The 15,162-nt window shown below is 59.3% G+C and carries 13 protein-coding genes; 3 read left to right on the top strand and 10 right to left on the bottom strand.

Features of this window, described 5'->3' with window-relative positions; all coding sequences use genetic code 11:
- Positions 1–156: 156 nt before the first annotated feature.
- Positions 157–1,503: a histidine--tRNA ligase gene (hisS, locus tag AB0P14_RS07475; protein WP_363839892.1), complete on the bottom strand. Its 1,347-nt coding sequence runs from the start codon at positions 1,501–1,503 to the stop codon at positions 157–159.
- A 244-nt stretch (positions 1,504–1,747) separates the two neighbouring features.
- Here hisS and AB0P14_RS07480 point away from each other — a divergent pair, with 244 nt between their 5' ends.
- The 3 genes from AB0P14_RS07480 to AB0P14_RS07490 all read left to right on the top strand — a co-directional run bounded on the left by AB0P14_RS07480 (position 1,748) and on the right by AB0P14_RS07490 (position 4,913).
- The gene (locus AB0P14_RS07480; protein WP_363840429.1) at positions 1,748–2,563 is read left to right on the top strand and encodes a peptidylprolyl isomerase; all 816 of its coding nucleotides are present in this window, start codon (positions 1,748–1,750) and stop codon (positions 2,561–2,563) included.
- Between the two features lie 121 nt (positions 2,564–2,684).
- Positions 2,685–4,160: a DUF349 domain-containing protein gene (locus tag AB0P14_RS07485; RefSeq protein ID WP_363839895.1), complete on the top strand. Its 1,476-nt coding sequence runs from the start codon at positions 2,685–2,687 to the stop codon at positions 4,158–4,160.
- Positions 4,161–4,292: 132 nt separating this feature from the next.
- Entirely contained in the window at positions 4,293–4,913 is a 621-nt protein-coding gene (locus AB0P14_RS07490; RefSeq protein WP_363839898.1) for a hypothetical protein, read from the top strand.
- Positions 4,914–4,983: 70 nt separating this feature from the next.
- Here AB0P14_RS07490 and AB0P14_RS07495 read toward each other — a convergent pair whose 3' ends face one another.
- The 9 genes from AB0P14_RS07495 to pdxT all read right to left on the bottom strand — a co-directional run bounded on the left by AB0P14_RS07495 (position 4,984) and on the right by pdxT (position 15,078).
- Positions 4,984–7,239 carry a bifunctional (p)ppGpp synthetase/guanosine-3',5'-bis(diphosphate) 3'-pyrophosphohydrolase gene (locus tag AB0P14_RS07495; RefSeq protein WP_363840432.1) on the bottom strand — a complete coding sequence of 752 codons (2,256 nt, stop codon included), beginning with the start codon at positions 7,237–7,239 and terminating at the stop codon, positions 4,984–4,986.
- A gap of 319 nt (positions 7,240–7,558) precedes the next feature.
- Positions 7,559–8,575 carry a protein translocase subunit SecF gene (gene secF / locus AB0P14_RS07500; RefSeq protein WP_363839901.1) on the bottom strand — a complete coding sequence of 339 codons (1,017 nt, stop codon included), beginning with the start codon at positions 8,573–8,575 and terminating at the stop codon, positions 7,559–7,561.
- Complete coding sequence (gene secD, locus AB0P14_RS07505) at positions 8,575–10,341, bottom strand: protein translocase subunit SecD (RefSeq protein WP_363839904.1); 1,767 nt, start codon at positions 10,339–10,341, stop codon at positions 8,575–8,577. Before secD ends, secF begins: the two co-directional genes overlap by 1 nt.
- 95 nt (positions 10,342–10,436) lie before the next feature.
- A complete protein-coding gene (yajC, locus tag AB0P14_RS07510) occupies positions 10,437–10,826 on the bottom strand; it encodes a preprotein translocase subunit YajC (RefSeq protein WP_363839907.1) in 390 nt (129 codons plus the stop codon).
- Positions 10,827–11,176: 350 nt separating this feature from the next.
- Positions 11,177–12,325 carry a Holliday junction branch migration DNA helicase RuvB gene (gene ruvB / locus AB0P14_RS07515; RefSeq protein ID WP_363839910.1) on the bottom strand — a complete coding sequence of 383 codons (1,149 nt, stop codon included), beginning with the start codon at positions 12,323–12,325 and terminating at the stop codon, positions 11,177–11,179.
- 3 nt (positions 12,326–12,328) lie between these two features.
- Positions 12,329–12,964, bottom strand: coding sequence for a Holliday junction branch migration protein RuvA (gene ruvA, locus AB0P14_RS07520; protein WP_363839913.1), 636 nt, complete (start codon positions 12,962–12,964; stop codon positions 12,329–12,331).
- 78 nt (positions 12,965–13,042) lie between these two features.
- Positions 13,043–13,630, bottom strand: a complete 588-nt coding sequence (gene ruvC, locus AB0P14_RS07525; RefSeq protein WP_363840435.1) for a crossover junction endodeoxyribonuclease RuvC — start codon at positions 13,628–13,630, stop codon at positions 13,043–13,045.
- A 3-nt stretch (positions 13,631–13,633) separates the two neighbouring features.
- The gene (locus tag AB0P14_RS07530; protein WP_363839916.1) at positions 13,634–14,389 is read right to left on the bottom strand and encodes a YebC/PmpR family DNA-binding transcriptional regulator; all 756 of its coding nucleotides are present in this window, start codon (positions 14,387–14,389) and stop codon (positions 13,634–13,636) included.
- A gap of 2 nt (positions 14,390–14,391) precedes the next feature.
- A complete protein-coding gene (pdxT, locus tag AB0P14_RS07535; protein ID WP_363839919.1) occupies positions 14,392–15,078 on the bottom strand; it encodes a pyridoxal 5'-phosphate synthase glutaminase subunit PdxT in 687 nt (228 codons plus the stop codon).
- Between the last annotated feature and the right edge of the window lie 84 nt (positions 15,079–15,162).

The following is a 15,162-nucleotide window of genomic DNA, read 5'->3' on the forward strand; positions in this document are numbered from 1 at the left end:
TAGAAGTTTACCGGTGATTGACAATCGCCGTGGTCCCGCTCGGTGGCAGAGCTTGTCGAGACCCCGCTAGTGAATCGATCCGTGAGAAAAGGTCGTTCTCGTGGGTCAGACCGACCATTTCTCACGGATCGATGCAGCCCAGCCGGGAATCGAGTGCTATGCGACGACGATTTGTGGGGTCAGGTCCTCAACGGGCGGCATCCAGGTGGCGGGGTCCGCTGCTACCTGATCGCCGGAGCGGATGTCCTTGACCTGGTGCGCACCGCTCTCGTCGGTGAACCAGACGTACGGGATGCCGCGCTTGTCGGCGTACTTGATCTGTTTGCCGAACTTATCCGCCTTGGCAGCTACTTCGGTGGAGATTCCGCGGGCGCGCAGCGCAGTCGCCACGTCTTGGGCTTCACTCCAGCTATCCTCATCGACCAAAGTGACAAGCACGGCCGTGGGGACAGAGCGGGAGGCCTTGGCGAATTCTTGGCTCAGGATGCGTGCCACGAGGCGGGTGACACCAATAGACAGCCCAACGCCGGGGAACTTGCGGTTGCCCTTGGACGCGAGGGCGTCGTAGCGCCCGCCCGAGCAGATGGACCCCAACTGCTCGTGGCCAACCAGCACAGTCTCGTACACAGTTCCCGTGTAGTAATCCAAGCCACGGGCAATGGAGAGATCGGCCACAACCGAGCCTGGAGCGCTCTTGACGGCCGCTGAAATGACCTGTTCGAGCTCGTTCAGGCCCTCTTCCATGAGCTCATCGGTGACGCCCAGGGCACGCACGGCTGCCACGAAGGAGGTGTCCTCAGTGCGGATGGATGCCAGTGCCAGAGCCTTGGCAGCCTGCTCGTCGGTAGCGCCGAGCTCATTCTTGAGCAGTTCGGCTACCTTCTCGGCGCCGATCTTCTCCAGCTTGTCGATGCTGCGCAAAACACCAGCGGTGTCGGTGAGACCAATGCCGCGGTAGAAGCCTTCGGCCAGCTTACGGTTGTTGATCCGCAGCTTGAACGCAGGGATCGGCAGGGCAGAGAGAGCCTCAGCGATGACCAGCGCAAGTTCCACGTCATAGCGGAACGGCAGTACGCCGTCGGCCACGACATCAATATCCGCCTGGGTGAACTCGCGGGCGCGGCCCTCCTGGGGACGCTCGCCGCGCCAGACCTTCTGGATCTGGTAGCGGCGGAAGGGGAAGGACAAGTAGCCAGCGTTTTCCACTACATAGCGGGCAAAGGGCACCGTCAGATCGAAGTGCAGGGCCAGCGCATTGGGATCATCCTTGGAGGCAACGGCGACGTTGCCGTCGTCGTCTTGGAGGCGTGAAAGCCCATACACTTCCTTATCGATCTCACCCTTGCGCAGGAGATGGCCAACAGTTTCCACAGCCCGTGTCTCGATGGAGCTGAATCCGTGCAGTTCAAAGGTGCGGCGCAAGGTGTCCAGCACATGTTGCTCCACCAGCCGCTCCTCGGGAAGCCACTCGGGAAAACCGGACAAGGAGGCGTTGCGTGCCATGGGTGTTGCTCTCCTAACATGCACCGGATCCAAAAAGTCGGTCACTGGATCCGGCGGGGCGGGTAAACGTAACGGCGCGTCGAAGCCCAAGTCATGCTCACCGCAGAGCGGGCATTACATGGGTAAACTGGCACCGGCTGCCATTTTATAAGGTTTGACAGCCCACCCCTAACCTACCCGGCCGCGACAGCGCTAGGTGAACATACCGCTCGATTTGACGCTTGAATTGAAGGAAGAGGCACAGTTGGCCAACAGCAACAAGTCCGCCCGTGAAGCCAAAGCACGCGTGGCCCGCATGGAGGCCAACCAGGCCTTGCACCAGGAACAGCTCCAGCGGCGCAAGCGCGATAATCTCATTGCTTTCATTGCGATTGGTGCTGCACTGGCCCTCGCAGCCGTGCTGGCGTTGACGGTTTTCAGCCCTAAATCGGACGCCGACGCAACGGGCACTGATGCCAGCACCTCCTCGGCCGACGCATCGGCCGAGCCGAGCACTCCAGCTCCCTCCGCATCAGCCCCGGTAGAAACCAACAGCCCCACGGTTCCGAAGGCAGAGACTGCCCAAGGCAAGACGTTTACCGGAACCCTGACGCTCAACGGCAAACCACTGGGGGTGGAACTTGACGGCACCAAGGCGCCCCAGGCCGCCGCCGTGTTCAAGTCCCTCGCCGACGAGGGCTTCATGACGGGCAAGACCTGCCACCGGTTGACCAACTCCCCCAACTTCGGCGTCCTGCAGTGCGGCTCGCTCAAGGGCGACGGCGCTGGCGACCCCAGCTACCAGTGGGGCCCGGTGGAAAACACCCCAGCAGATGGAAAATACCCTGCAGGAACCATTGCTGTAGCGCGCGCCAACACGGTCTATTCCAACGGCACCCAGTTCTTTATCACCTATGAAGACACCAATCTCCCCCAAGGCGATGGCGGTTACACCATTGTTGGAAAGGTCACCAGCGGCCTCGACGTCGTGACAGGAATTGCCAAGGACGGGATCGCCAATGGTGCAACCGACGGTGCGCCCAACACCAAGGTGACGATAGACTCGTTCAAGCTCAACTAGTTTTCATCAGGCCTTCCCTGGTGCGGCACAGCCGTGTTCCCCGGGAAAAGCTCCACCACGATCCTGGCCAGGTAGTTTTTGCACCACCTGCCCGTATCCATCAAGCGAAAGACTTTTAGCGGTGACACACAGTCAAGAATCCGACGAAACACTTGCCTCAACAACAGAGCCTCCCGTAACGGAAAATGCCCCTGTCGAAAGCACGACGGCGGCCACTCCCGCCCCGGCACCGGCATCTGCTCCTGTTCCCTCACCTTCCCCGGCCGCGTTTGCCGCCCGCCCCAAGGTGCCGGCGCCCGCAGCGGTTCCGGCTCCGCTCGCAGCACCGGCAGTTCCTGCCGTCAACTTGGCTGAAGCTGCCAAGTTTGGCCGCGCCGAAGAAGATGGTCACGTCTTCTTGATCCTCGATGGTGAAGAGTTCCCTGTTGGCCAGTACCCTGGCGCCACCAAGGACGAGGCGCTGAGCTACTTTGTGCGCAAGTTTGATGACATCCTGGCCCAGATCATTCTCTTGGAGCAGCGTGTTGAGGCCAAGGCACCGACCACGGACATGAATAAGACGGTCACCCACCTGCGCGAGCAGCTGGGTGAGCGCACCTCCGTTGGTGACGTCAACGCAGCACTGGCCCGTTTGCTTGCCCTTGAAGCGAACATCAAGGCACTGGCTGCTGCGGAGAGGGCCGCGCACGACTCGGCCCGCGCCGTCGAACTTGCCGCTCGGGAAGCAATTGTGGCCGAGGCAGAAACCATTTCTGCCGAGGACCCCGCCACAATTCAGTGGAAGGTCAGCAGCGCCCGCATGAACGAGCTCTTCGAGTCATGGAAGACGGCGCAGAAGTCCGGTATGCGTCTGGGCAGGGCCACGGAAGAAGGACTGTGGAAGCGGTTCCGCAGCGCCCGCACGGTTTTTGACCGCCACCGCCGCGCCTACTTCTCGCAGCTGGATAACAACAACGCCTCCGCCAAGAGCACCAAGGAAGCGCTGATTGCAGCCGCCGAGGAACTAGCTACCTCCACCGAGTGGGGCTATGCCGCGGGAGAGTACCGCCGGCTCATGGACCAGTGGAAGAGCTCACCTCGCGCCAGCCGCAAGGATGATGACGCACTCTGGGCACGCTTCCGTGGGGCACAGGACAAGTTCTTCGCTGCCCGTCAGGCCGCCAACAGCGCTCTGGATGAAGAGTTCGGCGCCAACTTGGTGGTCAAGGAGGCCTTGATCACCGAGGCGCAGGCATTGCTGCCCATCAAGGACCTCAGCGCCGCCAAGAAGGCCCTGCAGTCCATCCGTGACCGCTGGGAAGCAGCCGGCAAGGTTCCGCGCAATGACATGCAGCGGGTTGAAGCTGGCCTGCGCAAGGTCGAGGATGCCGTCCGTACCGCCGAAGACGACAACTGGCGCCGCAGCGATCCCGAAGCCAAGGCACGCACCAGCAGCGCGCTGAGCCAGCTGGAAGCAACCATTGCAGGACTCAAGGACGATCTGGCTGCCGCCGAGAAGGCCGGGGACGCCCGCAAGGTAGCCAAGGCTACCGAAGCACTGGCCGCCCGTGAGCTGTGGCTGGAGCAAATCCAGAAAGCAGCTCAGGACTTCTCCTGATTCTGCGTAACTGAGTAGCTGCGGGATGATTTCGCAGTCTCTTTGAGTGTTTTACAGGGCCTCCGGGCCGGGTTGTCCACAGCCCGGCCCGGAGGCCTTTTTCTTCTCGGGTTGGCGATGCACCCTTGAGAGATGACAAGTCAAGAAAACCCACCCGCAGCCGCATCGCAAGAGTCGCTGCTGGCACCGGGAACCCTGTTCATCTTTTCCGAGCTCTCTGCCATGGTCATGGACGGCGTATTGTGCCATGTTTTCGGCCAAGTATTTCGACCCTCTACACTGGCAGAGACTCCGGCCGTGCGGGCTGCGGCACTGGCACACCACATCCCGGCATTTCTGAGCCACCGGGCGGTGTTAGCCCAGCTCTCGGCAGCTTGGGTCTACGGTTGTGCTCCTGCGCCAGCTGAGGTTGCCCTGCTGGTGGACAACGATGGCAACAGTGCGGCCGTGCCGCGCCACAGCGGCTGCACGGTGCGCCAAGTCCGTCTCGAAGCGCAGGATATTCAACTCGTGGGGACCACGCCAGTCACCACCGCATTACGCACCGCGCTGGACGTGGCCCGCAGCGCTCCCCCGGCCTTGGCCAGACCCGTGCTTGTGGCTATGTCTCGCGACGCTACCTTGGCATGTCCACTCAAGCGAATCCAGCAGGCACTGCTTGCAGCCCCGCACGTCCCCGGGAAGTTGCGGGCCCAAGAGCTTGTGCAAACACTGTTAGACACCGCTCAGCTGCCGGGTTCGGAGTTGGGCTAGGGTCAGCAGTTTTTGGGCGCTGCACTCATAGCACGGACCTCAAAGCACGGCTGCCTTGAGGTCCGCAGGCTTAGGCGCGGCGGTGCGAACCGGTGGAACGGTAGACGTCATACACGCCGTCAATCCGGCGCACCGCGTTCAAGACGTGGTCAAGGTACTTGGGATCACCCATTTCGAAAGCGAACTTGGATATCGCCACCCGATTGGTGCTGGTGTTGACGCTGGCGGCCAGAATGTTGACATGGTTTTCGGCCAGAATCCGGGTGACATCTGATAGCAGGCTCTTGCGGTCCAGTGCCTCCACCTGAATCTCGACCAAGAAAACACCTGACTGGGTGGGTGCCCAATCAACCTCAACCAGTTTGTCCGGCTCCTGCTGGAGATTCAACAGGTTGGGGCAATCGCTACGGTGTACCGAAATGCCCGAACCCTTCGTGACAAATCCCGAGATGGGGTCAGGCGGCACGGGAGTGCAACACCTGGCCAGCTTCACCAAAACATCGTCCACGCCGTGGACAATGACACCAGAATTGGAAACTCGTGACCTGGCGTTGGAAACGTGAGTTTCCAACGGCGGGGCAACCTCTTCAATATCTGCCATCCCCATCACCTCGCGGAGGCGTTCAACCACCGACTGAGCTGATGTGTGCCCATCACCGACTGCTGCGTAGAGACCAGTGATGTCTTGATAGTGGAAGTGCTCGGTGACAGCCATGAGGGAATCATGGGTCATCATTTTCTGCAGAGGCAGGTTCTGCTTGCGCAGGGCCTTCGTCAGCAGTTCCTTGCCCTTTTCAATGGACTCCTCGCGGCGTTCCTTGCTGAACCATTGGCGGATCTTGTTACGTGCGCGGGGGCTCTTGACGAAGTTCAGCCAGTCTTGACTGGGACCGGCACCTTCGGCCTTGTTGGTGAAGATCTCCACGGTGTCGCTGTTGGCAAGTTCGCTGTTAAGCGGCACAAGTTTTCCGTTGACGCGGGCGCCAATGGTCCGGTGTCCCACCTCGGTATGCACGGAATAGGCAAAGTCCACTGGCGTGGCCCCGGCCGGCAGCGCCACAACCTGGCCCTTGGGCGTGAAGACGTAGACTTCCTTGGCGTTCATTTCAAAGCGCATGGAATCCAGGAACTCACCCGGATCAGCGGTCTCGCGTTGCCAATCCATGAGGGACCGCAACCAAGACATATCATCCTGGTTTGTCGCTAAGGGCGCCTTGTTGCCGCTCTTGTACATCCAGTGCGCTGCAACACCGTATTCGGCCCGCTGATGCATCTCTCTGGTGCGGATCTGGATCTCCACCAGTTTGCCACCGGGTCCCAACACCGTGGTGTGCAGTGACTGGTACATGTTGAACTTGGGCAGGGCAATGTAGTCTTTGAAACGCCCCACCAGCGGTGTCCACAGGGAGTGCACTTCGCCCAGCATGGCGTAGCAGTCCCCTACCGTATCCACCATGACCCGGACTCCGATGAGATCGTTGATGTCATCGAATTCCTTGCTGCGCACCACCATCTTTTGGTAGATGGAGTAGTAGTGCTTTGGACGACCGCTGACTTCACCCTTGATCTTGGAAACACGCAACACTTCAAGGAGTTCACGGCGAATCAGGCTCAACTGCTTCTCGCGCTCGGGTGAGCGGTCCTGTACGAGCCGAACAATTTCCTCGTATACCTTGGGATAGAGCGCTGCGAATGAGAGCTCCTCCAATTCCCACTTCATGGCGTTCATACCAAGGCGGTGGGCCAATGGAGCAAAAATGTCTAGGGTTTCGCGGGCCTTTTTACTCGATGACTGGGCTGAAACGAAACGCCAAGTGCGAGCGTTGTGGAGCCTGTCGGCCAGCTTAATGACCAGCACCCGGATGTCCTTGGACATGGCCACGACCATTTTGCGCAAAGTTTCAGCTTGGGCTGCTTCGCCGTAATCTACCTTGTCGAGCTTGGTGACACCATCCACCAGCAGTGTGATTTCCTTGCCGAAGTCATGCTCCAACTGGGCCAAGGTGTACGGCGTATCTTCCACCGTGTCGTGCAGCAGGGCAGCCGCTAGGGTACTTCCTCCCAAGCCCATTTCCGCCAGAATGGTCGCGACCGCAACTGGGTGGGTGATGTAAGGATCGCCGCTCTTGCGTTTTTGGCCTTCGTGGTACTTTTCTGCCACGGCGAAGGCTCGCTGGAGCAAGTCCAGGTCTTCTTTGGGGTTCTTGGCCCGCACAATGCGCAGCAAAGGTTCCAGAATGGGCGAGTAGCTCTCCGTGGACCAGCCAGCCAGTCTTGCCAGGCGGGATCGGGTTCGTTCGCGCCGCCCAGGAAAGGTGGGGCGAATATCTGCTGGTCGCTGGCCGGAAACGTCATTAGTTGAACCGGCACGAGTCGAAGCACCACTAGTAACTCCAGCAGCAGTGGATTTATCCTTGCCTGGCACAGCTTTCGACCCGGAATTGGTAACTAGCTCATGCGAGGGCGATTCATCGGTCAACGCATTTCCTCCCTCACACACGTACGTTCTGTGCGCCCCTACTGCGGGGCATTACCCCATTCTAGGGTGCAGGGAAGATCATTGTTGACCAAAACAGGGATGGGGCCGAATGCATAGCATTCGGCCCCATCCCTGTTGGGTGCCTGAGGAGTTAAATAGACGGAGCCTAGGCCGTAGTAGCTACCTCAGTAGCATCCTGTTCTGCCTCATGCGCGCGGCGCTGCTGTACCTTTTTGGCCTGTTTGAGGTGATCGGGTTCGCGCTCACGCAGCCAGGCGTACATAGGTGCAGCCACGAACACCGTGGAGAAGGTGCTCACAATAATGCCGATGAAAAGCGCCAGTGAAAGGTCACGCAGAGTTCCTGCGCCCAGGAGCAAGGCACCGATAAACAGAATCGAGCCCACCGGCAGCACAGCCACCATCATGGTATTGATGGAGCGCACTAGGGTCTGGTTCACGGCGAGGTTGACTTCTTCAGCAAACGTCCGCCGCTCAGATTTAGTAATGTCTGCCGTGTTTTCTCGGATCTTGTCAAACACCACAACTGTGTCGTACAGCGAGTAACTCAGGATGGTCAAGAAGCCGATGATGGCTGATGGCGTGACTTCGAAGCCTGACGCTCCGTAGATTCCTGCGGTGACTACCATGACCACCAACAAGCCCACCATGGCTGCAATGGACATCCGCCAGGTCCTAAAGTATAGGGCCATCAGGACCGTAGCGAGCAGCACGAACACGATGAAGCCAATGATGGCCTGCCGGGAAACGTCCTGTCCCCAGCTGGGGCCAACGAAGGTGGAGGTGATGTGGTCTTCAGTGACGCCGTATGCCGTCTTCAGCGCATCCTTGACGGCCAGAGTCTGGTCGTCACTGAGCCGGTCGGTTTGCACCTGCATGGTGTCACCGGCAATGTTGGTGACCACAGCAGCGGTGCCAGGCACAGCGGCTGCAACAGCGGATTCACCGGTGGCAACATCTGTATGGGTTACCGAGGAAATAGTGAACTGGGAACCGCCACGGAAATCAATCCCGAAGTTGAACCCGCCCCCAAACAGTGGGATCAGGATGGACAACACCAGCAGAACGCCCGTAATGCTGAACCAAATTTTGCGTTTTCCAACAAACTCGTAGGACCGTTCACCGGTGTACAGTTCGTTTCCGAAAGTGGCGAAACTCTTCATTATTTGCTCTCCTTCGAGTCACTGGACTCGGGCTGTGCAGCCCCGGCGCCCCTGCTGCCAACCATTTGCGCTTCCTTGGCAGCCAACCGCCGTTCGGCAATAGTCTGGCGGCGTTCGGCTTCGCCCGCGGCACGGACGTTCTTGCCCGTGGCCACAGCAGCGGTCTCTTCCGGAGTGCGGAAACGGCCCGCGCCACGGTACAAGGGAATTGCGCCCAACTGCTTCGGATCCAGGCCCGAGAAGCTGTGGCCCTCACCGAAGAACTTGGTGCGTGCCAGCAACTGCAAGGTGGGGTGGGTGAACATAAAGACCACAATGAGGTCTGCTACCGCCGTCAGGCCAAGTGTAAAAGCAAAGCCCTTGACGCTACCCACGGAGACAAAGTACAGCACCAAGGAGGCCAAGACGTTGACAGCTTTAGAAGCAAGGATGGTGCGCTTGGCGCGCTCCCAACCATTCTCCACAGCGGCAACCAGACCGCGTCCGTCACGTAGTTCATCCCTGACTCGCTCAAAGTAAACAATAAATGAGTCGGCAGTCTGACCAATGGCCACGATGATTCCAGCCACACCAGCCAGGGAGAGTCGGTAGTTTTCCGCCCAACCCAGCAAGATGATGGCTAGGTAAGTGATGACACCGGCAATGATCAGCGAGGAGATCGTCACCAAGCCCAAGGCGCGGTACTGGAACAGTGAGTAAATAACCACGAGGCCCAGACCGATCAATCCTGCCAACAGACCCATTTCAAGCTGCTGCAGGCCAAGGGTTGCCGAAATCTGGACTTCGCTCTGAATTTCAAAGCTGATGGGCAGTGAACCGAACTTCAACTGATCAGCCAGAGCCTTGGCCGTGGCCTCGGTGTACTGCCCCGTAATAGAGGACTGCCCATCCGTGATGACAGCCAAGGAAGCAGGCGCTGCGATGACGCTGTCATCGAGGATGATGGCGAAACGAGCCTGAGGATCGTTGGGATTGACCAAGTACTTCGCGTGCAAGCGCTGAGTCACGGCCTTGAATGCCGCAGCACCCTCAGGCTTCTCCAACGTCAACTGAACTGACCACTCGTTAGTGGTGGCACCCTGAGCGCCGGACTGCAGACCATAGGACGCAGTTTTAATCCACTTGCCGGGGATCTCAACCGGACCAAGGATGTACTTGATGCCCGTCTCGGGTTCACAACTAACAAGTGGCTTGTCAGGATCCGAGGTGGTGGGACGCTCAGTCAGCGGCGGAAGGCAGCTAGTGGCCTCAAACTGCTTCATGACCGCTGCATCAACCCAGTTGGGGTCGCTGGAGTCCACCGGCGCCGCGGTAGGCACTGGAAGCTGGTCCTCGGGAGTCCTCTCGGCCTCCGGGACAGCACCAGTAGGCACCTGAGTGGCCGCAATGACGGGGCGGAAGTTCATGTTGGCCGAAGCCTTGATGAGGTTGCGCTCTTCGTCGGTTGGCTTGCCCGGCATGCTCACAACAACGTTGCGACCGCCTTCTGTGGAGATCTGAGCTTCGGAAACACCCGAACCATCCACACGCTGGCGAATAATGGACACAGCCTGGTCCAATTGTTCGGGGGCGATGTTACCGCTACCTTCAACCTTGGGCGCCAGAATCATCTGGGTGCCACCCTCTAGGTCGAGGCCAAGCTTGGGCGCCCAAGTGGCAGCCCCGCTAAGGACACCAGCACCTACCGCCAGTGTGCATGCAATGATGAGCGCCGCAAGCCACAGAAGAGTTCTGCGGGCCGTGGACGCCGGACCTGTTCGTGCCATCAAGGGATCCTTCTATTGGTCACGGGATTGTGAACATGGCAATGCTGCTGCACCGGGGTGAGACCTTGGTGCAGCAGCAGCCAACCCGGATAAGGCTAGTTGTCTTTGTTGTTTTCGTTCTTCAAGCGCTCAAGGGATTCCTCGACGGACTCCGTTGCATCAGCTTGCTTGTCAAGATTCAGCGTCAGCGACGAAGCATCGTTAGGCACAATGGCCTCGACATCTTGCGCGTCAGCAGGATCGATGATCTTAGCAACGGTCTGGCTGTGAACAGTGGCAGTGGTCCCCGGGGAGATCTCCATGAGGATCTTGTTCTCGTCCGTGTCAATCGACAGAACGGTACCAAAGAGACCAAAGTTGGTCATGATCTCGACGCCGGGAGCCAGCTTGGAACGCTTTTCTTCAGCAGCGGCCTTCGCCTTCTTTTGCTTGCGCATCATCATGAAGATGAGCAGACCAAACATGGCAAAAAGAAGAATACTCATCGGGTCCATGAAAACCCCCGGAGGGCGAAGTCGGTGGCCAAAACACTACTGAGGGTCACAGCTGGGGTTCCATTCGTTAAGCAAACATTTCAGTTCCACGCACGCTGTGGACGTGCCGGAGGTCATATCAGTCTAGAGGTTAAAGCTGGACGTGGGATGAGTATTCACCCAGAACCGCCCATATTTACACATATTGCAGATAAAAATACGTGGTTTGCACTCTTTTCTACTCTTGGGGCGAAGAATTTTCCCGCTCAGAGCGCAATCGCTGTTCGTCGCAAAATATATCGGGATACGGATACGGATACGGATACGGATACGGATACGGATACGGATACGCGATGTTTCAGCTAGTTATCGTTGTCATCCTCATCGAAGGGCAGCATGGCGGCCGCAACAGCATTGCCAGGCATCTTGAGTCCTAGGTGATCCCACGCGGCAGGCATGGCAATTCTGCCCCGCGGCGTGCGGCCCAGCAGTCCTTCGCGGACTAGGAAAGGTTCAGCCACGGTCTCCACCGTTTCAGGTTCCTCCCCCACAGCGATAGCCAGGGTGGACAAGCCCACGGGGCCACCGTTGAACTTGTTGACCAGCGCCTGCAGTACCGAGCGGTCCAGCCTGTCCAAGCCACGGGCATCGACCTCATACATATCCAACGCTGCTGAAGCGGTGCGGGCGTCGATAGACTCGATGCCATGAACCAGCGCCCAGTCACGGACCCTGCGTAGCAGCCTATTGGCGATCCGCGGGGTGCCCCGGGATCGGCCTGCAATCTCAGCGAATCCCGCACTCGTTAGGCGCAGGTCCAGCATCCCAGCGGAACGACGCAGCACCAGTTCAAGCTCAGCTACTGAGTAAAACTCCAGGTGACCGGTGAAGCCAAAGCGATCTCGCAGGGGGCCTGGCAACAGACCGGCGCGGGTGGTGGCTCCCACCAGAGTGAAGGACGGCAGCTCCAACGGAATGGCCGTGGCTCCTGCTCCCTTGCCGACGATGATGTCCACCCGGAAGTCTTCCATGGCCATGTACAGCATTTCTTCAGCAGGGCGCGACATGCGGTGAATTTCATCCAAGAACAGCACCTCGCCCTCGGTGAGCGAAGACAAGATTGCTGCAAGGTCCCCGGCGTGCTGAATGGCCGGGCCCGAGCTAATGCGCAAGGGCGCGTTCATTTCGGCGGCCACGATCATGGCGAGGGTGGTTTTACCCAGGCCAGGAGGGCCTGACATCAACACGTGATCGGCGCTGCGCCCACGAATTTTCGAGGCTGCCAGTACCAGCGCCAACTGTTTGCGAACACGTTCCTGACCCACAAAATCGTCAAGGTTTTTGGGCCGCAGGGCAGCTTCGAGTTCGCGTTCTTCAGGTTCCGCCACGGGCGCGGCTAGTTCGCTGGCGGCACCCTTAGCCGGAGCCCGGCCAGCGCCGGCGTTGCCACCAGCTTCGCTAATACTGATCTGCCCTGGCAACAGCGGGATTGAATCATCCTTAGCAGCCATGTTCTAGCGCACACCGCTCTTGGCTCTGGTGTGATCTTGGCCGAGCCAGCGCAGCGTTGCCCGCAGTACGGCCGGTACATTGGCGCCTTCGGCCAGTTCGGGTTCGGCAGCTACGGCGGCGTCAATGGCCTTGAGCGCATCGCGTTCATTCCAGCCCAAGCTGGTCATGGCAGCCACAACCTGCTCTTTCCATTCCATAGCGGGCGTAGCGGACAGGGCAGCTGTCACTGCCTCCCCCGTTGGCTTGAGCTTGCCCTTGAGCTCTAGGACTATGCGCCCGGCAACCTTGGGACCCACGCCGGGGACCTTGGTGAAGGCCTTGCCGTCGCCGGTATCCACACCAATCCTGATGCTTTCCGGCTCCAGCACAGACAAGATCGCCAAGGCCAGCCGCGGTCCAATGCCGCTAACAGTGAGGAGCGTGTCAAAAACTTCTCGCTCACCGGCATCGGCGAAGCCGTACAGCGTCATGGAGTCTTCGCGCACAATCATGGCGGTGGTGAGGGTGGCTTCCTCACCTAGCCGCAATCCACCCAGGGTCTTTGGTGTGGCATGCACCAGCATGCCAACCCCATTGACGTCGATGACGGCCTGAGCCAAGGAAAGCGAAGCCACCGGCCCACGGACAAAACTGATCATTGCTTGCGTCTCCTGATAAGAACCGGACCAACTGGTAACTACTTACTGGCCATCATATAGAACATACGTACTAAACAGCTAGCGCCACTTGGCGTCGGGTTTTTCTTTGTTCTTCTTGACCGCAGACTTTCGTTCGGCGTCGCGCCAAAGCTGCTGGGCCGACGTCGTACTTCCCGAATTCCCGGCAAAGGAATTGCCGCTGCGCCATGCGTGGGCGATGGCCAGCGCCAGGGCGTCGGCGGCATCGGCTGGACGGGGCGGTTCGGCGAGGCGAAGGAGCCGAGTGACCATGGCGGTGACGTGCTCCTTATCAGCGCGGCCATTGCCGGTTACTGCGGCCTTAACTTCCGAGGGAGTGTGCATGGCGACGGGTATGCCGCGCCGGGCCGCAGCTACCATGACCACCCCGGAAACTTGGGCCACGCCCATCACGGTGCTGAGGTTGGTTTGGGCAAAGACGCGTTCAATGGCCAAAACATCGGGCTTAAACGCGTCCAGCCACTGGTCAAGCGCTTCCGCGATGACCAGCAGCCGGGCGTCAAGGCTCAATTCATGCGAGCTTCCCACCACACCAACACCCACGAGGGTGGCCTGGCGGTTGGCGGCGACGTCAACAACGCCGAGCCCGCACCGGGTCAAACCCGGATCCACTCCTAGAACACGCAGTTCCTAGTCCTCTTCAAGCGCAGCAAGAACCTCTGCGCTCATGTCGGCGTTGGAGTAAATGTTCTGGACGTCATCCAGATCTTCCAGAGCATCGTAGAGCTTCATGAACTTGCGGGCGTTCTCGACATCGAGTTCCACCTGCATGGAGGGGACAAAGCCGGCCTCATCGGATTCGTACTCAATGCCGGCCTCGGTCAGTGCGGCACGGATGGCCGGCAGGTCCTGAGGATCGGAGATGACTTCAAAGCTTTCGCCCTGGTCCTTAACCTCTTCGGCACCGGCGTCCAGAACAGCCATGAGCAGGTCATCCTCGGTCAGCTCATTCTTGGGCAAACCCACAATGCCCTTACGGGTAAACATGTAGGCAACGGAGCCGGGATCTCCCATGTTGCCGCCATTGCGACCCACGGCCAAACGCACCTCAGAGGCTGCACGGTTCTTGTTGTCGGTCAGGCACTCGATCAAGATCGCCGAGCCCTGCGGACCATAACCTTCGTACATGATGGTCTGGTAATCGACGGCGTCACCGAGCAGGCCCGCGCCACGCTTGATGGCACGGTCAATGTTGTCAGCTGGCACCGAGGTCTTCTTGGCCTTGGTGACGGCAAGTTCCAGCGCAGGGTTACCGGCCAGATCGGCTCCACCACCACGGGCAGCAACTTCGATGGTCTTGATCAGCTTGGCAAAGGACTTAGCCCGGCGGCTGTCAAGAATTGCCTTCTTGTGCTTGGTAGTTGCCCATTTGGAGTGGCCTGACATAGTTACGCTTCTCCTCTAATCATTCGAATAAACAGTTCATGGATGCGGCGCTCCCCCGTCACTTCCGGATGGAAGGAGGTGGCCAGCAAATGCCGTGAACGAACGGCGACAGCACGAACTTCTGAACCAATCCTATCGTTTTGCCCGGCATCTGGCAGTTTCACGCTGGCAAGCACCTGAACACCGGCACCCACACGCTCCACCCACGGCGCCCGAATAAAGACGGCATGCAGCGGCGATTCGGGCTGGCCAGCTGGTGCCAGACCAGTGAAATCAAGCTCGGTTTCAAAAGAATCAACCTGACGGCCAAAGGCGTTGCGACGCACCGTAATGTCCAATCCACCAAGCGTCTGTTGGGGTTTGCCGTCCATATCCGTAGCGGGGTCGGCGATGTCATGGGCCAGCATGATCATCCCGGCGCAACTGCCGTACACGGGCAATCCGGTGGCAATGCTTTCACGCAGCGGCTCACGCATGCCGAAGATTCGGGTGAGTTTGTCAATGGTGGTGGATTCCCCGCCAGGAATGATCAAACCGTCGACGGCGGCCAACTCGCCCGGGCGGCGAACCGCCACGGCACGCCCACCGCATTCTTCAATGGCACGGGCGTGTTCGCGGACATCACCTTGCAACGCCAAAATTCCTACGGTGGGGCCAACAGCCGGGTTTAAGGTGGAGTCAAAAGTCACGCTTTAATCATATATGCGCCTTTGTGGGCTCTATCTCACACCTTTAACTTCCCTCCCGCGCCGAGCATGGTGGGCGGGGATGGT

Source organism: Specibacter sp. NPDC078709 (genome assembly GCF_040686795.1).
Lineage (GTDB): Bacteria > Actinomycetota > Actinomycetes > Actinomycetales > Micrococcaceae > Specibacter.

Bases quoted from the DNA above. Each gene is read 5' to 3' on its own strand.
- hisS (WP_363839892.1), bottom strand. From the start codon at position 1,503: ATGGCACGCAACGCCTCCTTGTCCGGTTTTCCCGAGTGGCTTCCCGAG.
- AB0P14_RS07490 (WP_363839898.1), top strand. From the start codon at position 4,293: ATGACAAGTCAAGAAAACCCACCCGCAGCCGCATCGCAAGAGTCGCTG.
- secF (WP_363839901.1), bottom strand. From the start codon at position 8,575: ATGAAGAGTTTCGCCACTTTCGGAAACGAACTGTACACCGGTGAACGG.
- secD (WP_363839904.1), bottom strand. From the start codon at position 10,341: ATGGCACGAACAGGTCCGGCGTCCACGGCCCGCAGAACTCTTCTGTGG.
- yajC (WP_363839907.1), bottom strand. From the start codon at position 10,826: ATGAGTATTCTTCTTTTTGCCATGTTTGGTCTGCTCATCTTCATGATG.
- ruvB (WP_363839910.1), bottom strand. From the start codon at position 12,325: ATGGCTGCTAAGGATGATTCAATCCCGCTGTTGCCAGGGCAGATCAGT.
- ruvA (WP_363839913.1), bottom strand. From the start codon at position 12,964: ATGATCAGTTTTGTCCGTGGGCCGGTGGCTTCGCTTTCCTTGGCTCAG.
- AB0P14_RS07530 (WP_363839916.1), bottom strand. From the start codon at position 14,389: ATGTCAGGCCACTCCAAATGGGCAACTACCAAGCACAAGAAGGCAATT.